At 59.4% G+C, this 23,150-nt stretch carries 21 protein-coding genes and 1 riboswitch; of the genes, 12 read left to right on the top strand and 9 right to left on the bottom strand.

The features are described 5' to 3' along the window. Positions 1-32: 32 nt before the first annotated feature. The gene (locus ABUA09_RS05935; RefSeq protein ID WP_349949206.1) at positions 33-1,385 is read right to left on the bottom strand and encodes an 8-oxoguanine deaminase; all 1,353 of its coding nucleotides are present in this window, start codon (positions 1,383-1,385) and stop codon (positions 33-35) included. A gap of 158 nt (positions 1,386-1,543) precedes the next feature. On the opposite strand from ABUA09_RS05935, the gene ABUA09_RS05930 reads away from it, so the two are divergent. After that, positions 1,544-2,662, top strand: coding sequence for a GGDEF domain-containing protein (locus ABUA09_RS05930; protein WP_058117509.1), 1,119 nt, complete (start codon positions 1,544-1,546; stop codon positions 2,660-2,662). A gap of 60 nt (positions 2,663-2,722) precedes the next feature. Here the strand turns inward: ABUA09_RS05930 and ABUA09_RS05925 are convergent, their stop codons facing one another. From ABUA09_RS05925 to ABUA09_RS05905, 5 genes are all read right to left on the bottom strand, one after another. Next, positions 2,723-5,260, bottom strand: coding sequence for a heavy metal translocating P-type ATPase (locus ABUA09_RS05925; protein ID WP_349949205.1), 2,538 nt, complete (start codon positions 5,258-5,260; stop codon positions 2,723-2,725). A 29-nt stretch (positions 5,261-5,289) separates the two neighbouring features. Next, positions 5,290-5,553 carry a metal-sensing transcriptional repressor gene (locus ABUA09_RS05920; RefSeq protein WP_033116318.1) on the bottom strand — a complete coding sequence of 88 codons (264 nt, stop codon included), beginning with the start codon at positions 5,551-5,553 and terminating at the stop codon, positions 5,290-5,292. 240 nt (positions 5,554-5,793) lie between these two features. After that, positions 5,794-6,006, bottom strand: a complete 213-nt coding sequence (locus tag ABUA09_RS05915; RefSeq protein WP_033116317.1) for a DUF378 domain-containing protein — start codon at positions 6,004-6,006, stop codon at positions 5,794-5,796. A gap of 75 nt (positions 6,007-6,081) precedes the next feature. After that, positions 6,082-6,477, bottom strand: coding sequence for a cytidine deaminase (cdd, locus tag ABUA09_RS05910; protein WP_033116316.1), 396 nt, complete (start codon positions 6,475-6,477; stop codon positions 6,082-6,084). Positions 6,478-6,498: 21 nt separating this feature from the next. Beyond that, on the bottom strand, positions 6,499-7,356 hold the full coding sequence (locus ABUA09_RS05905) for a rhomboid family intramembrane serine protease (RefSeq protein WP_279204500.1): 858 nt from the start codon (positions 7,354-7,356) through the stop codon (positions 6,499-6,501). A 189-nt stretch (positions 7,357-7,545) separates the two neighbouring features. Continuing rightward, a riboswitch (SAM riboswitch) is annotated at positions 7,546-7,645 on the top strand. 84 nt (positions 7,646-7,729) lie between these two features. On the opposite strand from ABUA09_RS05905, the gene metK reads away from it, so the two are divergent. From metK to ABUA09_RS05855, 10 genes are all read left to right on the top strand, one after another. Then, complete coding sequence (gene metK, locus ABUA09_RS05900) at positions 7,730-8,914, top strand: methionine adenosyltransferase (protein ID WP_033116314.1); 1,185 nt, start codon at positions 7,730-7,732, stop codon at positions 8,912-8,914. A gap of 203 nt (positions 8,915-9,117) precedes the next feature. Then, positions 9,118-9,786: a response regulator transcription factor gene (locus ABUA09_RS05895; RefSeq protein WP_279204502.1), complete on the top strand. Its 669-nt coding sequence runs from the start codon at positions 9,118-9,120 to the stop codon at positions 9,784-9,786. Position 9,787: 1 nt separating this feature from the next. Continuing rightward, positions 9,788-10,996, top strand: coding sequence for a sensor histidine kinase (locus ABUA09_RS05890; protein ID WP_208319009.1), 1,209 nt, complete (start codon positions 9,788-9,790; stop codon positions 10,994-10,996). 232 nt (positions 10,997-11,228) lie between these two features. After that, positions 11,229-12,236, top strand: a complete 1,008-nt coding sequence (locus tag ABUA09_RS05885) for an ABC transporter ATP-binding protein (protein WP_033116311.1) — start codon at positions 11,229-11,231, stop codon at positions 12,234-12,236. After that, entirely contained in the window at positions 12,233-13,096 is an 864-nt protein-coding gene (locus tag ABUA09_RS05880) for an ABC transporter permease (protein ID WP_033116310.1), read from the top strand. Before ABUA09_RS05885 ends, ABUA09_RS05880 begins: the two co-directional genes overlap by 4 nt. Next, entirely contained in the window at positions 13,096-14,553 is a 1,458-nt protein-coding gene (locus ABUA09_RS05875) for a Gldg family protein (RefSeq protein ID WP_279204505.1), read from the top strand. Before ABUA09_RS05880 ends, ABUA09_RS05875 begins: the two co-directional genes overlap by 1 nt. Further along, positions 14,540-15,949 (top strand): DUF4340 domain-containing protein, encoded by a 1,410-nt coding sequence (locus ABUA09_RS05870; protein ID WP_349949204.1) that lies wholly within the window; start codon positions 14,540-14,542, stop codon positions 15,947-15,949. The genes ABUA09_RS05875 and ABUA09_RS05870 overlap by 14 nt, the downstream gene beginning before the upstream one ends. A gap of 232 nt (positions 15,950-16,181) precedes the next feature. Then, positions 16,182-17,201, top strand: coding sequence for a glycosyltransferase family 2 protein (locus tag ABUA09_RS05865; protein ID WP_033116308.1), 1,020 nt, complete (start codon positions 16,182-16,184; stop codon positions 17,199-17,201). 21 nt (positions 17,202-17,222) lie between these two features. Then, entirely contained in the window at positions 17,223-18,776 is a 1,554-nt protein-coding gene (locus tag ABUA09_RS05860) for an O-antigen ligase family protein (protein WP_242848434.1), read from the top strand. Then, entirely contained in the window at positions 18,773-19,576 is an 804-nt protein-coding gene (locus ABUA09_RS05855) for a Cof-type HAD-IIB family hydrolase (RefSeq protein ID WP_033116307.1), read from the top strand. Before ABUA09_RS05860 ends, ABUA09_RS05855 begins: the two co-directional genes overlap by 4 nt. Positions 19,577-19,625: 49 nt before the next feature. Here the strand turns inward: ABUA09_RS05855 and ABUA09_RS05850 are convergent, their stop codons facing one another. From ABUA09_RS05850 to ABUA09_RS05840, 3 genes are all read right to left on the bottom strand, one after another. After that, on the bottom strand, positions 19,626-20,171 hold the full coding sequence (locus ABUA09_RS05850; protein ID WP_052082364.1) for a DUF5317 family protein: 546 nt from the start codon (positions 20,169-20,171) through the stop codon (positions 19,626-19,628). Beyond that, positions 20,165-21,496: an HD-GYP domain-containing protein gene (locus tag ABUA09_RS05845; RefSeq protein WP_349949203.1), complete on the bottom strand. Its 1,332-nt coding sequence runs from the start codon at positions 21,494-21,496 to the stop codon at positions 20,165-20,167. The genes ABUA09_RS05850 and ABUA09_RS05845 overlap by 7 nt, the downstream gene beginning before the upstream one ends. Positions 21,497-21,749: 253 nt before the next feature. After that, positions 21,750-22,415, bottom strand: coding sequence for a hypothetical protein (locus tag ABUA09_RS05840; RefSeq protein WP_052082359.1), 666 nt, complete (start codon positions 22,413-22,415; stop codon positions 21,750-21,752). A 187-nt stretch (positions 22,416-22,602) separates the two neighbouring features. Here ABUA09_RS05840 and ABUA09_RS05835 point away from each other — a divergent pair, with 187 nt between their 5' ends. After that, the gene (locus ABUA09_RS05835) at positions 22,603-23,148 is read left to right on the top strand and encodes a hypothetical protein (protein ID WP_033116306.1); all 546 of its coding nucleotides are present in this window, start codon (positions 22,603-22,605) and stop codon (positions 23,146-23,148) included. The last annotated feature ends 2 nt before the right edge of the window (positions 23,149-23,150 follow it).

Below are 23,150 nucleotides of genomic sequence, written 5' to 3'. Positions count from 1 at the left end.
CCGCACAACTGTGCGGACGCCCCCTCCTTTCCTCAGCGGCCCAGATAGCGCGCGACCACCCGGTTTGCCTCATAGGCGGTCTCCCGCTCATCGATGGTGGTGAGCTCCCCGTGCTGGACGACGGGAACGCCGTTTACGATGGTGTAGTCCACGTCGCCCTTGAAGCCCACGGTGCCCAGCATGGACATGGGATCAAACTGCGCGCCCACCAGGCTCAGGCGGTTGAGATCGATCAGGAAGAGGTCGGCTGCCTTTCCGGCGGCGAGGCAGCCGATGTCGTCCCGACCCAGCAGCCGGGCGGAGCCTCGGGTGGCAAGCTTCAGCACATCGTAGCCTGTGGGGGCGGCGGCGCTGGCATGGAGCCGGTGGAGCAGATAACACACGCGCATTTCCTCCAGCAGACTGGAGCCGTCGTTGGAGGCCGCGCCATCCACGGCCAGCCCCACCGGGATGTCCAGCCGGAGCAGCTCCGGCACCCGGCATACGCCGGAGGAGAGCTTCATGTTGGACGCGGGACAGTGGGCCACGCCGGTGCCCGTCTCCGCCAGGATGCGCAGCTCGTCGTCGTTGAAGTGGATGCCGTGGGCATACCAGACGTCCGGCCCGGTCCAGCCCAGAGACTGCATGTAGGCTACGGGGCGGAGACCGAATTTCTCCAGCGTAAACTGCTCCTCGTCCCTGGTCTCGGCTACGTGGGTGTGGAGGCGCACACCCAGGGTCCGGGCCAGCTTGGCGGATTCCCGGAGCAGGTCGCCGCTCACCGAAAAGGGAGAACACGGGGCCAGGGCCACCTGGCGCATGGAAAAAGGCGAAGGGTCATGCCATACCCGGACCAGCCGTTCGGAATCGGCCATGATCTCGTCGATGGTCTGCACCACCGAATCGGGGGGAAGGCCCCCATCCTTCTGAGAGAGATCCATGGAGCCGCGGGAGGCCACGAAGCGCATCCCGACCTGAGCCGCGGCCCGGAACTGGGCGGCGAGGAGGTCGCCCGCTCCGCGGGGAAAGACATAATGATGGTCGAAACAGGTGGTGCATCCGGTTTTCAGAAGCTCGCCCAGGCCCGTGAGGGTGGAGTAGGCGACCACCTCCTCGTCGAGCCCCTTCCAGACCTCGTACAGGGTGACCAGCCAGGGAAACAGCTCCATCTTCTGCACCTCCGGCAGGTTGCGGGAGAAGATTTGGTAGAGGTGGTGATGGGTGTTGATGAGGCCGGGGTAGACCACCATGGAGGAGGCGTCGATGATCTGGTCCGCAGTGTGGTAGTCACGGCCGATTGAGGCGATAACGCCGTCCTTGATATAGAGATTTGTGCGTTCATACAGAGTGTCCTTGTCGTCGCAGGAGACGATGTACCGGGCATTTTTGATAAGCAGGGTGGGCATAAGAACGACCTCCTTCGGTACCCTTTATAGATACTATCTCCATCATATCCCAAACGGGCGCGCCCCGTCAATGGAGAAAGAGGAGGAGATACGTTTTTCGTGACATGCGGAGAGATATCTGGTACAATAACGGAAAACCTGGGGGGAGGGATTCCTGCATGGGCGATAGAAGCGGCGGGCAGGATATGCTCCGCAGAGAATATGACCGGATCAACGCCAAATGGCTGAACGCCCACTTCAGGGCGGGAGCGGGGCTGGCGGCCTTCATCTGTCTGATGGAGGCGGTGGTCTACTTTGCCCTGCGGTGGATGGGAGGAATGACGGCCTCCCGGAGCTTATACATAGGGAAATATATGCTGGCGCCTTCCGGCCTGAATCTGCTGGCCGTAGTGGCGGCGCTGTGGGTCAAGCGTTCCCGGCTCCCACTCAGGGCAAAAATATATACGGTCTCAATGGCGCTGGTATTCATCTGCTGTGTGACCTATACGGTACACAATATTTTCCCATCCCTCTGTATGGCCTTCGGAGTCCCCATCGTGCTGACAACGGCCTATGGAGATCGGGTGCTGACCACTATGACGGCGGCAGGCTGTATTCTGTGCAAAACGCTCTCCGACCTGCTCTTCCACTGGGACCCGGAAGCAAGTTCCAAGCTGGGCACCGCGGAGCAGAACATGGACTTTGCGCTCTCCCTGGTGATTTTAGCGGCGGTCTATGTAGGCTGCATGGTGATGATCTCCATTGAACAGGAAAAGAATCGGATCAGCATCCAGCGTGAGCTGGAGAAGCAGCATTTCCAGGTAGAGGCGCTGACGGATTCTCTGACCGGCGTTGGGAACCGACAGGCGCTCCAGCAGATGATGGACACGCTGGCGGGGGAAGGGCCGGAGCCGGAATACAGTATGGCCATTCTGGACCTGGACAATTTCAAGGAGGTCAACGATACTCAGGGGCACATGCAGGGAGACCGGTATCTGCGGGAATTGGGAAACGTGCTGCAAAAGACAAGGCTCGGCGCGGCCTACCGCTTTGGCGGGGACGAGTTCTGCATTTTATTCCGGAGCCGGACAAAGTCGCAGCTCTGCGAGGCCTGTCAGGATATCCAGCACAGCTTTTCTGAGGCGGCGCTCAGCCGGGAGCTGGAGCAGGTGACCATCAGCTTCGGCGTGGCGGTCCACCAGCCGGGCGTGGGCCCGGCGGAGCTGCTGCGCCGGGCGGACACGGCCCTGTACCAGGCGAAGAAGGCCCGGGGCTCCATCTGCTTCTATCAGGCATAGAGCAAACAGCGCACCCCCGGAGTTTCCTCCGGGGGTGCGCTGTTTTGCGGGGATATGGACTCAGGAGATGGATACCACGGAGTATCCGGCCTCCTCCACCGCCTTCTTCAGTGCCTCGTCAGAGGCGGTGCCGGAGACGGTAGCGGTCTTGGTGTCCAGGTCCACGCTGGCTGTGACGCCGGGCAGGCTGTTCAGAGCCTTGGAGACGTGGGCGACGCAGTGCTGGCACATCATGCCGTCGATGGTGAGTTTCTTTTCCATTTGACACACTTCCTTTTTCATATCGATATGGCCATCCGCCCCTGTGGGAACAGACTTTGCCGGATGGGAACGCCGGGGCTTGAAGAGCTTGAGACGCAGGGCGTTGGAGACCACGCTCACCGAGGAGAGGCTCATGGCCGCGGCGGCGAACATGGGGTTGAGCTGCCAGCCGGTGAGGGGGAACCACACGCCGGCGGCCAGGGGGATCCCGATGATGTTGTAGATAAAGGCCCAGAAGAGGTTCTGCTTCACATTCCGGATGGTGGCCTTGGAGAGCTCCACCGCCGTTACGGCGTCCAGAAGATCACTTTTCATGAGTACGATGTCCGCCGACTCGATGGCTACGTCAGTCCCTGCGCCGATGGCCAGCCCCACGTCGGATCGGGCCAGAGCCGGGGCATCGTTGATGCCGTCTCCCACCATGGCTACCCGCCGGCCTTCGGTTTGAAGAGAGGCGATGACAGCCTCCTTGTCCTGGGGAAGGACCTCGGCGATGACCTTGGTGACGCCCAGCTCCCGGCCAATGGCGTCGGCGGTGCGCTGGTTGTCGCCGGTGAGCATGACCACGTCGATCCCCAGCGCGCGGAAGCCGCACATGGCCTCGGCGCTGGAGGGCTTTACCGTGTCCGCCACGGCGATGAGGCCCATGAGCCTGCCGTCCTGTGCAAAGTAGAGGGGGGTCTTGCCGTTTTCAGCCAGGCCGTCGGCCATCAGGTGTTCCGCGCCCAGATCAATTCCGCTCTCCTCCATCATGGCACGGTTGCCGGCCAGATAATGGGAGCCCTGGACTTCAGCCCGGACGCCGCGGCCGTGGACGGCTTCGAAGTCCCGGACCGGGACAAGGGGGATCTTGCGCTCCTCAGCTTCGCGGACAATGGCCTCGGCCAGAGGGTGTTCTGAGGGCTTCTCCAGGGAAGCGGCCACGCAGAGCAGCTCCTCTGTTGTGATGCCCTCTCCGGGGTAGAGGTCGGTGACCCTGGGCCGGCCCTCCGTGACGGTGCCGGTCTTGTCCAGCACCACCGTGGAGACGGTGTGCAGGGTCTCCAGCGCCTCTGCGGACTTGATCAGGATACCGTTTTCCGCGCCCTTTCCTGTGCCGACCATGATTGCCACAGGGGTGGCGAGTCCCAGTGCACAGGGACAGGAGATGACCAGCACGGCCACGCCGGCGGTCAGAGCGTGCTCCACGCCGTAGCCCAGGACCAGCCATACGGCGGCGGTGACCAGGGCAATGCCGATGACAGTGGGGACAAAAATGCCGGCAACCTGATCCGCCAGCTTGGCAATGGGGGCCTTGGAAGAGGCGGCCTCGTCCACCAGAGCAATCATCTGGGCCAGAGTGGTGTCGTCCCCCACCCGGGTGGCGCGAAAGGTGAAGGAGCCCGACTTATTGATGGAAGCTGCCACGACCCGGTCTCCAGGCCCTTTTTCCACGGGGATGGATTCGCCGGTGAGGGCGGACTCGTCCACCGAAGAGGTCCCTTCCGTCACCTCGCCGTCCACGGGGATGGAGGCGCCGGGCCTGACCAAGATGAGGTCCCCCACAGCCACATCTTCCACCGGAATCTCCACCTCGGCGCCATCCCGAAGGACAGTCGCGGTCTTGGGGGCCAGATCCATCAGCCGGCTGATGGCCTCGCTGGTCTTCCCCTTGGAACGGGTCTCCAGATATTTGCCCAGAGTGATGAGGGTGAGGATCATGCCCGCGGACTCAAAATAGAGGTCCATAGACCACTTGGACACCCGCTCGGCGTCTCCGTGCCCCATGCCGTAGCTGATCTGGAAGAGGGCGGCCACACCGTAGACCACGGCGGCCAGGGAGCCCAGCGCAATGAGGGAATCCATATTGGGGGAGCCGTGGAGCAGGGTCTTGAAGCCCACTTTATAGTATTTATCGTTGACATACATGATGGGCAGTACCAGCAGGAACTGGATCAGAGCGAAGCTGAGGGCGTTTCGGCTGTCGTGAAAGAAATGCGGGAGGGGCCACCCCATCATGTGCCCCATGGCGATATAAAAGAGAGGGAGGAGAAAGCACAGGGAGATCACAAATCGGCGCTTCATCCCCAGCAGTTCGGCCTCTATGTCGACCGCGGGAGCGGCATCCGCCTTGGCGCCGCCCTTGGAGGCGGGGAGCGCGGCCCCGTAGCCCGCATCATCCACCGCGGCAATGATGGATTCCGGACTCTCAGCGCCCGGGTCATACTCCACCAGCATGGACCCGCCCAACAGGTTGACATTGACGGAGGACACGCCCGGGAGCTTCTCCACTGCCTTGGTCACATGGGCCGAGCAGGCCGAGCAGGTCATACCGGTGACATTGAATTTCTGTTTCATAGATGGTTACCTCGCAAGAGTGTAAGTGATCACTTCAATATTTTGCCCAGCATGTCCACCAATTCATCGATCTTTTTCTCACGCTCCTCCTGAGTGTGCGCGGTATTGACACAATGCTTCAGGTGGGCGGTCAGGATCTCCTGATTGACCCGGTTCAACATGGCCTCGGCGGCCATGACCTGGGTGGAGATATCGATGCAATAGCGGTCCTCCTCCACCATTTTGATGATGCCGTCCATCTGACCGCGGGCGGTCTTGAGGAGGCGCAGGACCTTTTTCTGGTCTGCCATCACAGTGCAATCCCTCCTTACAAAGTGAGAGGCGTAAAATAATACCCCCCGGGGGTGTGGTATTATAATACCCCCCGGGGGGGTGTTTGTCTAGAGAAAACGGAAAAAACGTCTCTGGCAGACAGCGGATGGGGGGATGGGTACGCGAACGGCCCATCTGCGCAGCGGATCAAAAGGCGCCGAGGGATCTTGCGACATGCAAAAATCCCCGCACTCCAGGAAGAGTGCGGGGATTTCTTAGCCTCAGGCCCGCTCGTCTGCCGCTGCAGTATCGCGGAAAAGCAGAGAGATGCACCAGATAGCGGCGAGACCCACCAGGGTATAGATCACGCGGCTGATGGCGCTGCCGGACCCGCCGAACAGGAAGGCCACGATATCAAAGCCAAAGATGCCGATGCTGCCCCAGTTGAGTCCGCCGATAATGGCCAGGACCAGGGCGATCTTATCCATGATCATGGAAGAATACCTCCTCATTTTGGGTTTCCAGCCATAGGATAACCAACATGAGGAGGCACTATACAAAAAATAAGATTATAAGAGTGCCTTGGGGCCGAAGCCGTGGGCCAATAGGGCCTGAAGGGACAGCTTCACATAGTCGCCGCCCTCTTTTGCGATGAGGACCTCCAGATCGGGCGCGAATTCAAACAGCACCTGACGGCAGGAACCGCAGGGCCAGCAGTAGTCCTTGGAATTTCCGGCGATGGCGATGCGGACGAAATCGTCCCGATGGCCTTCACTCACCGCTTTGACCACAGCGGTGCGCTCGGCACATATGGTATCGCCGTAAGCGGAATTCTCCACATTGCATCCGGTGAATACAGAGCCATCCGCGCACTCCAGAGCCGCGCCCACAGGGAAGTGGGAATAGGGTACATAGGAATATGGAAACATGGAGATGGCCTTGTCCACCAGTTCGCGCTCCGTCATCGCAAGAGCCTCCCTTTTATTTTATTGAATGTGCACGTGGTTATTGATATGGTTCATGCAGTAGCAATAGTAGCCGTTGCACTTGGAGCAGTAACGGAACTCCATGTCGGGGTCGTCCGCGTCGGTGATGCCGCAGACGGCGCATTTATGAAGATATCCCTTTTCTTTTTTTACATCCCGCGTGGCCTTTTTAAAATTGATGGTCTGGCGGGAATGCTGGTGCTTGACCCGGCCAAAGATGCGGGCGGCGTCCTCCCAGAAGAAAAGAAGAAAATTGGCGATGGCCACTAGGGGCAGCACCACGCCGGTCCAACTGAGGTTCAGGAGACTGGTGGCGATGGACAGCGCAAAAAAAGCCGCGTCGATCCAGGCCAGCCATTTGGCCTTCACCGGGATGATGAAGAAGAGCAGAAACTGGAGGTCGGGGTACAGGGCGGCAAAGGCAAAGAAGAGGGACATATTGAGGTAGTCCACACTGACCACGGACCAGGCGTAGTTGGCGCCATACAGCACAGAGAGCACCAACCCCACAACGATATTGGCCAGCACGCCGATGCCGTAGTACACAGTGAACTTGACCGAACCCCACTCACGCTCAAGCATGTTGCCGATGAAATAATACATGTAGAGGAAGAGGGCGAAAAAGATCAGGTTATAGCCGGAGGCGGGGACGAAAATAAAGGTGACGAGCCGCCAGAGCTGGCCGCGAAGGATACCGGCCGGGATAAAGGCCAGCATGGCGGAACAGGCGCCGCCGCTGAAATTGTCCAGCAGATAGACGGCGATATTGCCGATGACGATGTACATCATCAGATTGGGAATCCCCAAACGCGGGTGTTTGTAGCAGAACCGGTCGAGCCAGTCGGTAATGGAGTGCAAGGCCGCAGCCTCCTTACATCAGTTAGTGTGTGAGATATTTTACCCGGTTTTCTGCGGGAAGTCTATAAGTTTTTGTAAACTTTCCAAATGCGTCCTTTCCCAGTTTGGGAAATCTGGGAAAAGAGCGAGGAGGTCGTCCCCCTTGACAGACCCCGGGGCTGTCGCTTATAATAGAAACACAATCAAATAGCCTTATCAAGAGTGGCGGAGGGAACGGCCCGATGAAGCCCGGCAACCTGCGGTGAAGCGCAAGGTGCCAAATCCGGCGGCAGTGATCGAAAGATGAGGAAACAAAACTTCGTGCGCTCCGTTGGATGTGGAGCGCATTTTTCATGCCTCCCGTCCTGGACAGAAAGAAAGGAAAGGTATCAGTATGAGTCACCGTGTATTCACCTCCGAGTCCGTCACCGAAGGACATCCAGACAAGGTATGCGACCAGATCTCCGACGCGGTCCTGGACGATATCCTGGCAAGCGACCCCACCGCCCATGTGGCCTGTGAGACCTTCACCACCACTGGCATGATCGTGGTCATGGGAGAGATCACCACCTCCCACTACACCGATATCCCGGCCATTGCCCGCAGAACCGTGCAGCGGATCGGCTACACCGATCCGGCCTACGGTTTTGACTACCGCTCCTGCGCCGTCATGACAGCCATCGACGAGCAGTCTCCCGACATCGCCATGGGCGTCAATCAGTCCTTCGAGGTCCAGCAGGGCGGCGACAGCGACCCGCTGGACCTGGTGGGTGCCGGCGACCAGGGAATGATGTTCGGCTACGCCTGCGACGAGACCGCTGAACTCATGCCCGCGCCCATCTCCATGGCCCACCGCCTCTCCCGCCGCCTGGCCCAGGCCCGCAAGAGCGGGGAGCTCACCTGGCTGCGCCCCGACGGCAAGAGCCAGGTCACCGTGGAGTACGACGCGGAGGGCCGTGTCCTGCGCTGCCCCGCCATTGTGGTCTCCACCCAGCACGACCCGGACATCGCCCTGAAGGACTTGCGGGAGGCGGTGATGGAGACCATCATCAAGCCCATCATCCCCGCGCAGTACATCGACAAGGACACTAAAATTTATGTAAACCCGACCGGGCGCTTTGTGGTCGGCGGCCCTGTGGGGGACACCGGCCTCACCGGGCGGAAGATCATCGTGGATACTTACGGCGGCTCCGCCAGCCACGGCGGCGGCTGTTTCTCCGGCAAGGACCCCACCAAGGTGGACCGCTCCGCCGCCTATATGGCCCGGTATGCGGCCAAGAACCTGGTGGCGGCGGGCCTTGCCCGCAAGTGCCAGATCGAACTGGCCTATGCCATCGGCGTGGCCCATCCGGTCTCCGTGCTGGTGGACACCTATGGTACCGGCAGGCTGCCCGACGAGCGGCTGGCAGAAATCATCAACCGGCACTTCGACCTGCGCCCGGCCGCCATCATCCGGGATCTGGACCTGCGTCGCCCCATCTATGAGCAGACCGCTGCCTATGGCCATTTCGGCCGTACCGATGTGGACCTGCCCTGGGAAAAGACTGACCGGGCGGAGCTGCTCAAGCAGTATCTGTAAGCCGGTGCCGGAGGTCTGACCGCCGGACGCGGGGCAGAGAGCCGGTGCGTTGGGATACGAAAAGAAAAACGGCGTGACATGCAGCGCATGTCACGCCGTTTTTCTCAGTTCGGTCGGAACTGCCGGGCTTTCTGTAAAACCTTCAGCTTTATTTCAGGGTTTGGGTGTATGATAAACGTGGAACATCCCGGAGGTGTGCGGACGTGAAGATATTGATTGTTGAGGATGAAAAGCTGCTGGCAGACTCCATCCGTACTCTTTTGCAGAAAAAGGGATTCGATGTGGAGGTCGCCTATGACGGAGAGACGGGAAGGCAATACGCAGAGCTGGGCGTCTACGATTTGCTGATTCTGGATGTTATGATGCCGAGCGTGGACGGATTCGAAGTGGCCAGGAGGGTCCGCATGAAGCATTTGGGGTCCATGATCCTGATGCTGACCGCCAAATCAGAGCTGGAGGACCGCATAACAGGGCTGAACGCCGGCGCGGACTACTATCTCACAAAACCTTTCGATGCGAGGGAACTCCTGGCCTGCATCAACGCGTTGCTGCGCAGGCAGGGGGCGCAGGTGGACGAGGTCAGGTTTGGGAACACCTCGCTGGATCTCTCTTCCGCCATGCTGATCTGCGGAGAAAACAGAGTCCGTCTTTCGGCCAAGGAATTCGACGTCATGCGGTTTCTGCTGCAGGCGGGCGGGAGGAACCTGTCAAAGGAAGTAATCCTCGCTAGGGTGTGGGGCTTCGACTCCGAAGCGGTAGAAAACCATGTGGAGGTCTACATTGGGTTCCTGAGAAAAAAGCTCGCCAGCATCGGTTCGAACATCCGAATTGCAGCGATCCGCAGACTGGGCTACCATTTGGAGGAGGAGTAGCATGATCCGAAAACTGCGATTTAAATTTGTGATGATCAACATGAGTATTGTCACCATCATGCTCGGTGTGATCTTGGGGCTTGTGTTCTATTTTACGCGGGCGAATCTAGAAACCGAGAGCATTGCCATGATGCAGAACATTGCCAGCCAGCCCTTTCACCCCGGTATCCCCAATGAGTCCGGAGGAGAAGTGCGCCTACCGTACTTTATACTCCAGGTGAGTCCACGGGGAGAGCTGATAGCGACCAGCGGAGGCTATTATGACTTGTCCAACGATGCATTTCTGAGCGATCTGATCGATATGGCGTTTGCTTCCCCCAAGGCGTTCGGCGTGATCGAGGGGTACCATCTGCGGTATTACCGGGTCGGTACGCCGATCGACCAATGCCTGGTATTTACGGATATCTCCAGCGAGGTCGCCACGCTGGACCATTTGACGAAAACCTGTCTTTTTCTTGGAGGGCTCGGGTTCGGGGTGTTTCTGGCCATAAGCATCCTTCTCTCCGGATGGGCGGTAAGGCCGGTGGAGCTGGCATGGAAGCAGCAGCGTCAGTTCGTGGCGGATGCGTCGCACGAACTGAAAACGCCCCTGACGGTCATTATGACAAACGCAGAACTCATGAGCGACCCGGAATACAGCGAGGCATATAAAGCCCAATTTTTATCCCACATTCTGGTTATGTCCCGGCAGATGCGGGAGCTGATTGAACAGTTGCTGGAGCTGGCCAGGACGGACAACGCCGAATCGAGGCCCACCGTCGGTACTGTGGATTTCAGCAGATTGGCCGCCAATGCCGTGCTCCCTTTTGAGCCAGCCTTTTTTGAAAAGGGGCTGCGCCTGGACGTCCGGATCGACCGGGATATTTCTGTTTCCGGGGAAACGGCACTGCTGCAGCGGCTGATGGACATTTTGCTGGACAACGCGCTGAAGTATTCCTCTCCCGGCGGGACTGCCTGGGTGACGCTCCAAAAGCAGGGGAACCGGCGCTGCAGACTGGTTGTAAAAAACCAGGGAGAGCGCATCCCGCCGGAAGATATTAAAAACATATTCAAACGGTTTTACCGCGTGGATAGGGCCCGAAGCAGGGACGGGAGCTTTGGTCTGGGCCTCTCCATCGCGGAGAATATTGTGGTGCAGCATAGAGGGAGCATTTGGGCGGAGAGTGAGGACGGGGTCAACAGCTTTTTTGTGGAACTACCCTGCGTTTAGCGTCCGTTTTCGGGGGCGGAGAGGAGAAGGTGCCTCTCCGCCTTTTTTGTTCAAAAAATTTTTACAAAAGGCTTCAGCGTCGTTTCAGCGCAAGAGATTACAATAGAACTGGCCCTTGTTTGCGCGCGGGCAATGGGACCGGCGGAAGGGAAAAACGCTGTCCGGGTGCGCCGGCCTTTTTCAGGCGGGGACGGACGGCGGGATGGCCAACATAGGTTCGAGGAGGCAGACTATGATAACAGTTGAGCACTTGACAAAATACTACGGCGATTTCATGGCGGTCGATGACCTTTCCTTTGAGATCGAGGAGGGCCATGTTTACGGCTTCCTGGGACCGAACGGCGCGGGAAAGTCGACCACTATGAATATTATGACCGGGTGCCTGTCCGCGACGGAGGGGCATGTCAGGATCGATGGATATGATATTTTTGAAGAGGCGGAAAAGGCCAAAAAGCGCATCGGCTATCTCCCGGAGCAGCCCCCGCTCTACATGAATGAGACCCCACTGGAGTATCTGCGGTTTGTAGGGGAGGCAAAGGGTCTGCACGGCGCAGAGCTCGACCGGCAAATCACCCGGGTAGTGGGACAGACAAGGATCGATGGGGTAAAAAACCGGCGGATTTCAGCCCTTTCCAAGGGCTATAAGCAGCGGGTCGGAATCGCCCAGGCGTTGCTCGGAAACCCGAAGGTCATTATCCTCGATGAGCCGACCGTCGGGCTGGACCCCATCCAGATCATCGAAATACGCGATCTCATCAGGGAGCTTGGACGGGAACACACGGTCGTTTTCAGCTCCCACATTCTCTCCGAGGTCCAGACGATCTGCGACCAGATCCTCATCATTGCAAAGGGAAAGCTGGTGGCTTTTGACGAGCCCGGCAACCTGGAACGGCGGCTGCTGGCGCCCAGTGAGATCACATTGACCGCAGAGGCGACCGAACAGGAGGTGAGGGATATCCTTTCCGGCGTCGGCCGGATAACGGGGCTGGACCTCGAGCGGGAGGCCGCAGGCAACGTCATGGCCCGGTTGAAAACAGAGCACGATGATATTTATGAGGTATCCCGCGCGGTATTTTTCGCATTCGCGGAACAGAAAAAGGCCCTGCTGGAAATGACCTTGAAAAAGGCAAATCTGGAGGACATTTTCCTGGAACTGACGGACAATGCCCGGCAGGGCGCCCCGGCGTCAGATGCCGGAACGGACGCCGGATGTGGAGAAAGCGAGGAGGCTGAGCAATGATTGCCGTTTTGAAGCACGAACTGCGGTCCTATTTCCACTCTTTGACCGCCTATCTTTTCGGTGCGCTCCTGCTGGTGTTCGTGGGCATCGGCGCTATGCTCTACAATATCCAGGCCGCCGTCAGCAATTTTGAGTTTGTCCTCAGCTTCTGCAGCATAGTCCTTGCGGTCATCGTACCCATTCTGACGATGCGTGTCATTGCGGAGGAGCGCAGGCAGAAGACCGATCAACTGTTGTATTCCCTCCCGATCACCACCGTTCAGGTGATCGTGGGGAAATACCTGGCGCTTCTGGTGGTCTACCTGATCCCGCTGTGTATCATTTCCTTTTATCCGCTGATCTTCGCACAGTTCGGCGAGGTGTATCTGGCAACCTCATACGGATCCATTTTCGCATTTTTTATGATGGGCGCCGCGCTGATCGCACTGGGCATATTCCTTTCATCTCTGACGGACAACCAGGGATTTGCGGCTGGTATCGGTATTGCGGTGATCCTCTTGAATTATTACAGTGTCAGGCTGTCGGAGCATGTCTCGTCTACGGCCATGGGGACCGTGATCGCCTTCGGCGTCCTCATTCTTGCCCTGGGCGCCGTGATCTGGTACCTGACCAAAAATGAAAACCTGGCCTATGGCTGCTGCTTTGCTTTGGCCGCCGTGCTCATCCTTGTGAATGTGCTGGACGGGGCGGCTCTGGAGGGCCTGCTGCCGGACCTCATGGAAAAGCTGTCTCTGTTTGCACGGCTCGATACATTTGTAAACGGCGCCTTTGATCTGACGGCGATCGTATATGATATGAGCGTGATCGTCTTTTTCCTGTTCCTTTCCGTGCAGTCGCTGGAGAAGAGGAGGTATAATTGATGAGAAAAGATCTGAAACGCAGTTCCTCCTCAGAACCGGCGAGAGAGCATACAATTGCCTTTCGGGGGGGCGGCTATTCCCTCGTGATCACCGCCATCATGCTGGCTCTCCTGATTGTGGTGAATATTTTCGCCTCCGCTCTGCCCACATCCATGACCAAGTATGACATCAGCGCTTCAAAGCTCTACTCCATCACCAGCAACACAAAGGTGGTGGTGAACGCACTGGAAGAGGACGTGACGATCTACTGGATCGTACAGTCCGGCAAAGAGGATGAGGCGATCGAGAACCTGCTGAGCAAGTATGAAAGCCTCTCTGACCATATTGAAATCGTCAAAAAGAATCCGGATGTTTTCCCCACCTTTGCCGAGCAATATACGGATGAGACCGTTTCGAACAACAGCCTCGTCGTGGAGTGCGGAGAACGCAGCCGGTTCATCGGATACGATGACATCTACCTCCAGGAAGCGGACCTGTATTCCTACTCCTATAATACTTCCTTTGATGGAGAGGGGTCCATCACCTCCGCGATCGATTATGTGGTGAACGAGGAGCAGCCCCAACTGTACCTGTTGGAAGGGCATGGGGAGGCGGAGCTTCCCGCTTCCTTCCGTGAGCAGATCGAAAAGGAAAACATGGAGTGCAGCACATTCTCGCTGCTGACGGCGGACGGAGTGCCGGAGGAAGCCGACTGCGTAGTAATTTATGGACCGGAGAGCGACATTTCCGCAGAGGAAAAGGAGCTGCTGGCCGACTATGTGACGGGCGGTGGGAAATTGCTGGTCATGGCCGGACCCACGGAAAGCGGGGTCCTGGAAAATCTCTACAGCCTTCTGGCGGATTACGGCGTAAGCACAGAGGAGGGGGTCGTCGTGGAGGCGGACCGGGAGCACTATGCTTTCCAGTTGCCCTATGTGCTCCTGCCGGATATGTCCAGCAGCGAGATCACGGACTCGCTGATTGAGGAGCACTATTATCCCATCATGCCCATCTCCCAGGCGCTGACGGTAAGCGGCTCTGCCGTCGGCGCGACTGTAACGGAACTGCTCACCACTTCCGACGCCTCGTTCAGCAAGGTGGACGGGTATGACATTACAACGTATGAAAAGGAAGAGGGCGACATAGACGGCCCGTTTACAGTCGCCGTATCTGTCTCTTGTGACGGCGGAGGAGGCATGGTCTGGTTTTCCTCTTCCAGCTTCCTGGAGGATATGTACAATGCATATTCCTCCGGCGCAAACGTGGACCTGACCATGAATGCCCTCGCCTCCCTCGTCGGCGAAAGCGACGCGATGGCGATCCGCAGCAAATCCTTGAACTATAACTATCTGACCATTCGGGATTCCACGGCTTCCCTTTTGAAAGTGGCGATGATCGGTGTGTTCCCGCTCCTGTATTTGGGGATTGGGATGGGCGTGATTTTGAGGAGAAGGAGGATGCAGAGTGAAACGGTCTAGGAGGCTCGTGATACTGTTGGGACTTCTGCTTGCGGCCTGTGCCGCGACATTCGGCGTCATTCGGTATGAGGAGCATAAGGAGGTGATCCGGAACAGCGATGCCATCGTTTTGGAGATCGATAGCGACGCTGTGCAGACACTGTCCTGGGAATACGGGGCCGAAACACTCGCGTTCCACAAAGAGGACACATGGCTTTATGACGGGGATGCGGCATTCCCGGTGGATGAGGAAAAGATCCAGGAGAGGTTGGAACTGTTTCGGGCTTTCGGCGTTTCCTTTATCATCGAAGACGTGGAGGATTACGGTCAGTATGGCCTGGATAAACCGATCTGCACCATCTGCCTGTCAACGGCGGATGAGACCTGGGAAATCCTGCTGGGCAATTACAGCAGCATGGATTCGCAGCGGTATGTCTCCGTTGGGGACGGAAACGTCTATCTGGTGCAGAATGATCCGCTGGACTATTTTGACGCCGGCCTCAGCGATATGATCGATCACGATGAAACGCCGGATTTTGACAAAGTGACGGGGATCCGGTTCGCCGGTACGGAATCGTACAGCATCACCTATGAGGAGGACAGCGGCAACACCTACTGCGAGGAGGATGTATACTTTGCGGAACGGGCGGGGAGCCTGCTGCCGCTTGATACATCCAGAGTAGATGCCTATCTGCAAAAAATCAGCGGACTGAGCCTGACCGATTATGTGACCTACAACGCCACGGCGGAGGAGCTGGAGACCTGCGGACTGGATACGCCGGAGCTCACGGTCACGGTGGACTACACATATGAGGACGAGGCGCGCAATGAGATCACCCAGACCTTTGCCCTCCAGATCAGCCGGGACCCGGAGGAGCAAAAAGCCGCCGAAGAAGCCTCCGATCAGGAGGAAGGTACTGCCGAGGAGGAGATCACGGCATACGCAAGGGTGGGAGACTCCCGGATTGTCTACCGGATCACAGCGAATGAATATAAGGCGCTGATGGACGCCTCCTATGACGCGCTCCGCCATCTTGAGGTGCTCTCCGCAGACTTTTCTGACGTCACGCAGCTCGATATCTCCCTGGAGGGGGCCGCATACAGCATAACCGCCGAAGGGAGCGGAGACGGCCGCACCTACTCCTATTTGGGGGAGGAATTGGAGATCGGCGATCTCCAGAGCGCGCTGGAATCCCTCAAGGCCGAGAGCTTTACAGACGAACGCCCAACGCAGAAAAAGGAGATCGGCCTGACCGTCCATCTGGACAATGAAAACTACCCAGAAGTTCGGATCGAGCTGTACCGGTACGACGGAACGAACTGCCTTGCGGTGGTGGATGGGACGCCGGTGTCCCTGGTGGCGAGAGCCGATGTGGTCGATTTGATAGAGGCTGTCAATGAGATCGTTTTGAACTGACCCCGCGTGGCGCCGGGCGGAAGGCATAGGCGCGGATCGTCCTGAGAGAGCGGCTTTGGTGCGGACCGAAGCCGCTCTCTGCCGTTTACGCGGGGGATGCCCGCGGTCGGCCCGGAAGCTGCTGTTGCATTTCAGGGAAAAGAACGATATAATATCACCAATCGACGCGGCACATGGACGCACCGGCTGCGGCGTCCTGATTCGGATTGAGCGCAAGCGAGGAGGAAACCTCATGCCCATCATTTCCATCATCGTTCCCGTCTACAAGGCGGAAGCTGTTCTCCCCAAATGTGTGGAGTCCGTACTGGCACAGACTTTTCAGGACTGGGAGCTGCTCCTCATTGACGACGGCTCCCCGGACGGAAGCGGAGGGCTCTGTGACCGATACGCAGCCGGAGACGGACGTGTGCGGGTGTTCCATAAGCCCAACGGCGGGGTGAGTTCCGCCCGGAACCTGGGGATGCAGGCGGCGGCGGGGGAGCACATTCTTTTTGTGGATGCCGACGACTGGATCGCCCCCGAGCTGTGCGCTACCCTGCTGGATGCGCTCCGTTCGGGGCAGGCCGATACCGCGGGGTGCGCCCACTGGAATGTGCGTCCGGACGGGGAGAAGTGGGCTGAACCCGGCGCCATGCCGTCGGGGGTGTACGGCTCGGAGGAGATCCGGAGGGGGGTGGTGGACCGGCTTCTGGGCAGCCGCCTTGGAAAGCCGGGCGAGGTCCTTAACGGATACATTTGGCGCTTCCTCTTTTCCAGGGCCATCCTCGCAGAGCACGACCTGCGTTTTTCCGGCGCTTATCTGGAGGACGAGCTGTTTCTGATGGAATACTTCTGCCTTTCCCGGAGGCTGGCAATGGTGGATGCGCCCCTGTACTACTATCTGCAAAATCCGGCCTCCGTGACCCGGAATTACCTCCCGGATTATATGGATACCTTCCGAAAATTTTATGCGGATAAGAGCGCCCTGGCGGCCAGGTACGGGCTGGACGACGACGATCCGGAGTGGAGAGAGAGCACCTGCTGGGCGGGGCTCCTCATCGCCATAGGCAACGAATTTGCCGCCGGCAATCCGGCCACCATGCAGGAGAAGAAGCGCAGGGTGGCGGCCTATGCGCTGGAGAGCGAGATGGCGGAGGCGATCCGGAAGCTGAAGCCCCAGGGCCTGGGACGGAATAAGCAGATCGTCGCCAATCTGGTGCGCCGGCGGTGGTATACGGCGCTGGCCCTGATGTACAGTCTCAAGAACCGGTAAGAGGAGGCGTTTCCCTTGGAGATGATGGAAAACAGCGCGGTGGGAGGACTTCTGCTGCGGCTGTGGTATGTGTTATACGGCTGGTATGAGGAGAGCGGCCTGGCCAGGTTCCTGCGGGGGGTGTCCCGCGTGTGGACCCGCTGGTTTCACGCAAGCGCCGTTATGAGCCTTCTGGTCCGGGAGGGGGTCCTCCCCAGGGCATGGCGGGACAGCCTGATCTGCCGGGCAATGGAGACGCTGCTCAATCTCCCGGCGGCGCTTCTGCACTGGATTTACCGAAAGTTCCGGCCGGTATTCGACAACAGCGTGTGCGCCCTTCTGGCCTTTGGGGCGGGGGAGCAGACGCCGGCGGCCATCGGCTGGCTGATGCTGGCGGTCATGGTGGTGCCCTACGACAACTGGGACAATCGCTACTCCCTGATGGGCTTTGTTCTCATGGCGCTGCTTTTCCTGGCGGGCGGTATGCGCAGCCGGGCTCTGCGGCTGGACCTCAAGAGCGTAGGGCCCTATGCGGTCATTTTTGCCGGGGCAGTATGTCTGGCCTGGCCGGTGTCCTATTCCTCGGCGCTGTCCCTGCGCTTCCTCTTTTTCCATCTGACCGGTATGCTCTGCGTGGCGGTGACAGTAAGCAGTGTGGAGCGCCCGGGTCAACTCAAGCGCTTGGCGGGATTTGCCTCTCTGGCCATGTTCTGTACCGGGGCCTATGGCATCGTGCAGCGTATCCAGGGGGTGGAGGTCAACTACTCCTATGTGGACCCCCTCCTCAACGAGGGGATGCCGGGCCGGGTGTTCTCGGTCTTTGAGAATCCAAACGCCTTTGCCGAGGTATTGGTGATGCTCATTCCTCTGGCGGCGGCGCTGGTGCTGTGCAGCAAATCTGTCTGGGGCCGCCTGGGGGCGCTGTGCGCGGCGGGCGTGGGTATCATGGCTTTGGGCATGACCTATTCCAGAGCCAGTTGGATCGGCGCGGTGGTGTCGGCGGCGGTCTTTGTATTCCTGTGGAACCGGAAGCTGATCCCAGGGCTGATCCTCCTGGGCCTGCTGGCGCTTCCCATGCTGCCGGACACTATTTTCAACCGGATCCTTACGATTTTCAACCTGAAGGACAGCTCCACCTCCAGCCGCTTCCCACTGTATCAGGCGGCTTTGGAGATGATCCGGGAACGCCCTGTCCGGGGCGCGGGGCTGGGTACCGATGCGGTGCGGCTGGCCATCAAGGACCTGAACCTCTATCACGGCACGGCGCCCTTTGTCCACGCCCACAACCTTTATTTGCAGATCTGGCTGGAGACCGGCCTCATTGGCATCGTGTCTTATTTGGCTGCCATGATCTCCGGGGTCAAGGCAGCGTCCAAGGCGGCAAGGCTCCACTGCTCCCATGAGGTGCGCCTCATCACCATTGGCGCCGCCGCCGCCGTGGCGGGCATCCTGGTGGACTGTCTGGCCGACTACCTGTGGAATTATCCCCGCGTCATGGTGATCTTTTGGTTTGTCTTTTCGGTGATGCTCTCCGGCGTCAAGCTGGCCCGCCGCGCCACCGCCCAAAAGGGGGAGCCGGGGGGGCCGCGCCTGTGAGAAAGCGCCTTCTGGTCTCCGATATGGACCATACCCTCCTCAATGAGCGGGCTCAGCTTGACCCGGAAAATCTGGCGGCGATCCGACGGCATGTGGAGGGAGGCGGGCTCTTCACCGTGGCCACCGGCCGCGCACCCGCCGCCATCCGGGTCTTTCCCGAGCTGCTGCCGTGGATCAACCTGCCTGTGATCACGGGGAACGGCGGACAGGTGGTGGACCTGAGCGACCACGACAGGGTCCTCTACCGCGAGACGCTTCCGCCGGACGTGTATCCGCTGATGGCGGAAGCGCTGGAGCGGTTTCCCAGGATGGGGGCGGTGGCCTATTATAAGCTGGACAGTTTCTGTGCCTTTCGGGTCAACACCTACGTGGAGGACCTGATCGCAAAGGAACAGCGGCCGGCGGCGCCCGCAACGGTGGAGGATTCCTACAAGCCCTGGAATAAGACCCTGATGACCGAGACGCACGACTATATGCGCGCGGTGCAGGCGTGGATGGACCCCCGCATCACCGGCCTGGCCCGCACGGTCTTTTCCGAGGATACCTATCTGGAGATCCTGCCGCGGGACGTCTCAAAGGGCAATGCCCTCCGGGTACTGCTGGAGATGAAAGGCATTGACCCGGCAGAAACGGTGGCCATTGGAGATGCCCCCAACGACCGGGAGATGCTCCGGCTGGCGGGTCTGGGCGTGGCGGTGTCCAACGCCGCGCCCGAGCTGCGCGCAGTGGCCGATGAGACGGTCTGCTCCAATGAGGAGCATGGAGTAAAGATGTGTCTGGAGCGTTTTTTTGAGACGTGAAAAGGACCGCGTACCAGTATTATGGTACGCGGTCCTTTTGGATTCCGGTTCAGCCGCTGACCATCCAGCCGGGGAGCCTGACGGGCCCCATCAGCTTCAGGATGCAGAAAAACACGCCAATGGCCAGCAGAATATCGCCCAGACTGGCAAACCCTCCGATCAAAGGGAGCGGGCAGTGGAGTATGTCGCCTAAAAAGAGGAAACGGGTGTCCGGTCCGGCGAGGCAGTACATGGGGATATCACCGTTCAGAAGGGAGGAGACCCCTTCGGGAGAGAGCTGGGACAACGCGCGGGAGGAAACCGGCATGCGAAAATGGTTGGAAAAGATGACCAGAGCGTTGCAGAATCCGCCCAGACCTGCAAAGATCGCGGTTTTGTGCAGGTGCCGATTGAGAAAGACGAAGAGCAGCAGAAGAAGATAGGAGAGCGCCACCAGCAGGGGGGCAAGGGAGGGAAGAAGAGGCAGTGCGCCTTGTAGCAGCAGAGCGGCCACCGGAAGCAGGAGCGCCCGCACTCCGGCGCGCTCAAAGCGGCTCAGCCGGCCTCCTGTACACCAGCCGACCGTCAGAGAGCAGAGCACGGCGGCCGTCAGCATGCGGAACCCGCCTCCTCGGAAACCGGAGCGTCCTCCTCCAGTGCAAGCTCGCCCCGCTCGCTCATGCCTGCCACCACTTCAGCCACTTGGGGGTGGAACTGCTTGCCGGCCTCGGACCGCAGAATCTCTGCCGCTTGGGCGGGGGTGCGGCCCTTGCGGTAGGGGCGGTCGCTGGTGATGGCGTCATAGGCGTCCGCCGCCCCCAGGATATAGACCTCCAGCGGCACCTGATCTCCGGCGGTGCCATCGGGATATCCGCGTCCGTCGTAGAACTCATGGTGGTGAAGGATCAGGGGGATGAGCTCCTGATAGGCGCCGATATTGCGCAGGATATCCACGCCCTGCTGGGGGTGACGCTGGATGATCGCCCGCTCCTCGGGCGTGAGGGCCCCCGGCTTCTGCAAAATCGAGTCGGGGACGCCGATTTTGCCGATGTCGTGGAACAGCGCGGCATCGGAGAGCAGACGAATGCGTTTTTCAGGGAGCTTCATCGCCTGAGCGATGCGGACCGTATAGGCGGCTACCCGGCTGGAATGGCCCAAGGTATACGTATCCTTGGCCTCCAGCGCGGCGGCAAAGGCTTTCACGATGCTGTACTGCTGCCGCTGGCCGTCGAGATAGAGCTTGAAGGAATACCGGGCCAGGAGGACGGGCAGCATGAAGAGCAGGGCCAGCCAGGCTCCGTTCTGCATGCCCAGCAGCATGGCCAGAAAGTAGCCGATGGGCGCGGAGCAGACGATGCTGGGGACCAGACCTCCAAACATGAGAAAGACGGTGGGGAACGGCTTCATGTTCTGACTGATCATGTAATAGACCATGATGACCACCACGTTGGCCGCCATGGAGAGCACGATAAAGAGGGCCGCCGGAAGCAGCACGTCGGGGAGAACGATATCTCCGGGGATGCCGTCGGCGGCATAATAGGCAAGCCCGGCGATGGCGTAGGAGATACTGTGATTGCCCAAATTAAAGAGTGTTTTGACAGGCGAGGTGTTGAGAATATGGCTGTATCCCTTGCCGTCGGGAGCAGGGACGACCACCAGCGGATAGGTGATCAGATTGATGACGATGGCGGCCTCGGGGCCCATGACCAAGATAGAGGCCAGCACACTGATGAAGGAGAGATCCACGGTACAGTCGTCACGCACATAGAGAGGGAGACAGCAGCAGACCCAGCACAGCAGGGCCAGCGCGACAAAAACACCGATCTCATGGCCGGTCCATGGCTGCGCGCGGAAAAAGAAAAAGCGCCTTGCGGAAGAGAGACTGATGACGAGGCCGAGGGCGCCGATAAGAATCATATACCACTTTATGACAGAACGCATAGGTGCCTCCTGTAAAGCAGGGCGCCGGGGGAGGGGGCAGCCGGCCGCTACCGGCTGCCCGACTCTCGCGGCGGATAATGGGGGTGCGCGGTCAGCGGATGTTGAAGTAAGCGCCGCCGGCCAGGATCAGGGAAACCAGGGAAGTAAGGGCCATCATGAACTTTGCCTTTTTCATCGAATACAGCCTCCTGTGACAGTACTCTGTCAACCGCTAGAGACAGGCTATATCCGCTTCGCTCAAAAAAGAAGCCGCTCAGGCGTTCCGAAAGGTGGAATCCGCCCGGGGCAATGTGGGAAGACGCCGGTTTACAGCGTCCAGCGTGGCCATGACTACGGAAAAATTGGAATCCTCTCCCTCATAGCAGGCGCCGAGAAGCGCCTCCGTCTTACCGCCGGATTTCAAAAGCAGTCCCACCAGCATGGCCTGGTGTTCGCCCAGTGCGGTGGAGCGAACTTCCTCCACCGAGAAAGAGCTGCCGGGAGCGGGGAGCTGGTTGAGAGCATCCACGGTGGCCAGGGCGATGGAACGCAGCCGCCCCGTGGTGGTGAGATCACATTTGGCCTTACCGATAAAGACCTTGTCCTCCAGCAGAAGGTGAACAGCGGCGGAGGAACCGTCCCGCCCCGTGGTGAGCTCCAGCCGGTCACAGATCAGCCGCCCCCGGCTGCCGGCGATGGCGCCGGGGACCTGGGCCACACTGATGACGCGATGGTCCAACTCCACCTGAAAGCGGGCCAACATGGCGGACTGCACATCGCGGACGATCTGCTTGGGATTGCGGGACTGATCGGAGAGAATATGGACCTCTCGGATCGCACCGTTTTCCAGACTGAACTCCACGCCCAATATACCGGGGAGCTGAGTAACCAGCTCTTTCCAGGCCAGCGTGCGGGAGTCTTCATGGATCTGTGCGCTCATGCCTTCCCCTCCAATGTTAAGATGGACTATAAATAATTATCAGCTTGTCATGAACAAGAACAAACCTTATTATACAGAGTTCGACCAAGTCATGCAATAGAAAAAGGGATATTATGTCCACAAATTCGGTGAGGAAAAACTTTCCTGTGACCTGCATAGAATGGTGGGGAAGAAAGGGGGGCTCGGCATGGAGCAGCGCTTTGCGCTGGACGGGGGGGTGGGAGCGCTGTCCGTCCGGGAGGAGGGGCCCAGGGCGTCCATCGCGGCGGAGCGCCCCGACGACGGCCGGGGACTGTACAAAGCCTACCTGCGGGGCCGGGGCGGCAGCGTTCTTCTCGGCACGATGACGCCGGAGAACGGGAGGCTTTTGGTCCGCCGCACTTTCTCCCTGGACGAGCTGCGACGCCGGGGCGCCTGGCCGGTCCTGGGCGGTGCGGCGGAGATGGCGTTTTCCTTTCGGGGCGAAGAGACGCCTCCGCAGGGCTGGTCCTGGGCGGAGGGGGGCAGGCTGGAGCTGGGGGAGCGGAGGCTCCGACAGTCGGCCTCCCGGCTGGGACGGATCCTGTGCCGGCGGGATGGGGAGGGGCTCACACTGGCATGCCCATTTGAACCGGAGCGGGAATTTCCGTTTCCGGAGCTCTTCTGTCTGGGGCGCATCGAGGGCTTTGGGGGCAGGCGCTTCGTGCTCTTTTCCTTTGACGGACGCGGCCGGCCCATCCTGCGGGAAACATGAAT

The organism is Intestinimonas sp. RTP31139st1_F5_RTP31139_211217 (assembly GCF_040226735.1).
Classification (GTDB): Bacteria; Bacillota; Clostridia; order Oscillospirales; family Oscillospiraceae; genus Intestinimonas; species Intestinimonas butyriciproducens.
Note: the sequence above shows the minus strand (reverse complement) of the source record. Positions and strands in the feature narration are given on the sequence as shown.

Coding starts and splice junctions, on each gene's coding strand:
- ABUA09_RS05935 (WP_349949206.1), bottom strand. CDS start 1,385: ATGCCCACCCTGCTTATCAAAAATGCCCGGTACATCGTCTCCTGCGAC.
- ABUA09_RS05930 (WP_058117509.1), top strand. CDS start 1,544: ATGGGCGATAGAAGCGGCGGGCAGGATATGCTCCGCAGAGAATATGAC.
- ABUA09_RS05925 (WP_349949205.1), bottom strand. CDS start 5,260: ATGAAACAGAAATTCAATGTCACCGGTATGACCTGCTCGGCCTGCTCG.
- ABUA09_RS05915 (WP_033116317.1), bottom strand. CDS start 6,006: ATGATCATGGATAAGATCGCCCTGGTCCTGGCCATTATCGGCGGACTC.
- cdd (WP_033116316.1), bottom strand. CDS start 6,477: ATGACGGAGCGCGAACTGGTGGACAAGGCCATCTCCATGTTTCCATAT.
- metK (WP_033116314.1), top strand. CDS start 7,730: ATGAGTCACCGTGTATTCACCTCCGAGTCCGTCACCGAAGGACATCCA.
- ABUA09_RS05890 (WP_208319009.1), top strand. CDS start 9,788: ATGATCCGAAAACTGCGATTTAAATTTGTGATGATCAACATGAGTATT.
- ABUA09_RS05885 (WP_033116311.1), top strand. CDS start 11,229: ATGATAACAGTTGAGCACTTGACAAAATACTACGGCGATTTCATGGCG.
- ABUA09_RS05880 (WP_033116310.1), top strand. CDS start 12,233: ATGATTGCCGTTTTGAAGCACGAACTGCGGTCCTATTTCCACTCTTTG.
- ABUA09_RS05875 (WP_279204505.1), top strand. CDS start 13,096: ATGAGAAAAGATCTGAAACGCAGTTCCTCCTCAGAACCGGCGAGAGAG.
- ABUA09_RS05865 (WP_033116308.1), top strand. CDS start 16,182: ATGCCCATCATTTCCATCATCGTTCCCGTCTACAAGGCGGAAGCTGTT.
- ABUA09_RS05860 (WP_242848434.1), top strand. CDS start 17,223: ATGATGGAAAACAGCGCGGTGGGAGGACTTCTGCTGCGGCTGTGGTAT.
- ABUA09_RS05850 (WP_052082364.1), bottom strand. CDS start 20,171: ATGCTGACGGCCGCCGTGCTCTGCTCTCTGACGGTCGGCTGGTGTACA.
- ABUA09_RS05845 (WP_349949203.1), bottom strand. CDS start 21,496: ATGCGTTCTGTCATAAAGTGGTATATGATTCTTATCGGCGCCCTCGGC.
- ABUA09_RS05840 (WP_052082359.1), bottom strand. CDS start 22,415: ATGAGCGCACAGATCCATGAAGACTCCCGCACGCTGGCCTGGAAAGAG.
- ABUA09_RS05835 (WP_033116306.1), top strand. CDS start 22,603: ATGGAGCAGCGCTTTGCGCTGGACGGGGGGGTGGGAGCGCTGTCCGTC.